Source organism: Candidatus Kapaibacterium thiocyanatum (assembly GCA_001899175.1).
GTDB lineage: Bacteria > Bacteroidota > Ignavibacteria > Kapaibacteriales > Kapaibacteriaceae > Kapaibacterium > Kapaibacterium thiocyanatum.
In genome coordinates this window covers 1-1458 of record MKVH01000012.1, presented here as the reverse complement: position 1 = coordinate 1458, position 1458 = coordinate 1, and the positions used below count along the sequence as shown (strand labels likewise).

The following is a 1458-nucleotide window of genomic DNA, read 5'->3' as shown; positions in this document are numbered from 1 at the left end:
CGCTCCTGATGCGGCCGATGCGGTCATAGACGAAGCGTTCGCCCACGAGGTCCCCGTTCTTGAGCAGGGTCTGGCCAGGAGGGACCGTCATGGTCTGTTGCTTCAACGCATACGAGCCGATGAAGCCACTGAACAGGTCACTCGGTGGAGACAGGAGAGTGGATTCAGTACTGTTATATGGCGACTGGTTCCCGCTGTAGCTTCTGCTGAAGTCTCCTCCATAGTAGCCGAAGGCCATGCCCAGGGCATCCTTCGCGACGTGCGTGTTGCTGCCGCTCGTCGCTCCGTCCAGTCCCGGGTCCTTCTGCGGGTCCAGCGACGGATGGCCGATGCCCTTGATCTGACCGGCGATCGTCAGTACGTAGTCCTTGCCCTGGACGAGGTCCGCGCCCAGCACCTCGCGACGCATGAGACCGGCCTTGTCGTACTTGTACCGTGCATCCACGTCCCAGAGTACACTCGTCCGCGACGTCATCACCGTGTCCGTCGTGCCGTCGAGCCGGTACGTGTTCCACGCATAGTGCACGTCGCTCTTGCCTTTCTGATACATCGACGCCATCGTGTTCCCCGTCGACGGATCGTACGACGGAGTCGTCCGCTTGATGAGGCGTGCCGAGCTCGTCGTGTTGTCCACCGCGATGTCGCTGACGTGATCCGCGAGTGCTCCCGTCGCGTCGTAGCTGAAGTACGACCGTACGACATCGACGCTGCTTGCGGTAACGTCGTTGCCCGCCGCCAGCAGCGGGACCGCGACCGTGAAGCTCATCCGCCCACGGACGTTCTTCTGCACGAAGTCCGTGTGCTCCGCAGTCACCGCCGTCCATCCCGAGATGGCATTCGAGATCGTACTTGCGGGTGCGTCGTAGTAGAACCGCGCCACGTCCCTTCGCTCGAAGCTCACCGGTGGCCACGACGGGTCCTCCGCATGCGCCGCCGCCGCCCCGGCGATGTCCGAGTCCGGACCCGAAGCGTTCAGCACCACTTCGCCCCGCTCGGTGACACGGCTCAGGCGGTCGTACGTCACGTACGACATCCGCTGCGGCGTGGCTCCCCACTGGATGGCATCGGCCGTGAACCTCAGACGTCCACGCGCATCGTAGTAGTAGCGTTCGTCCCCGCCGTCCGGCACCGTCATGACCTTCACCCGCCCGCGCGAGTCCGTGCTGAAGCGCGAGACGAAACTGTGCGATGGTACCGACGATAATGTCCGCGCGGGATCGATGTCCACGCCCTTCGGCGAGACCGTCCGCACCAGGCGGCCACGGCGGTCGTAGTAGTAGAGCGTGTAGTGATACGGCTTCTCGGCATAGCTCACCGACACTTCGTCCACGATACCGTCCAGGGCGCGGCAGTTCGTGGCGTACTGCTCGAGGATCTGCGCGCGGAGCTTCTGGATCCCGTCCTGGAACAGACGCGAGATCTCGATCTTCAGACGCTCCAGTTCCGCCGTGTCGCAGG

General features: G+C 63.8%; 1 pseudogene. It reads right to left on the bottom strand.

The features are described from left to right. Window positions 1–1458: pseudogene (locus BGO89_03630) on the bottom strand (hypothetical protein).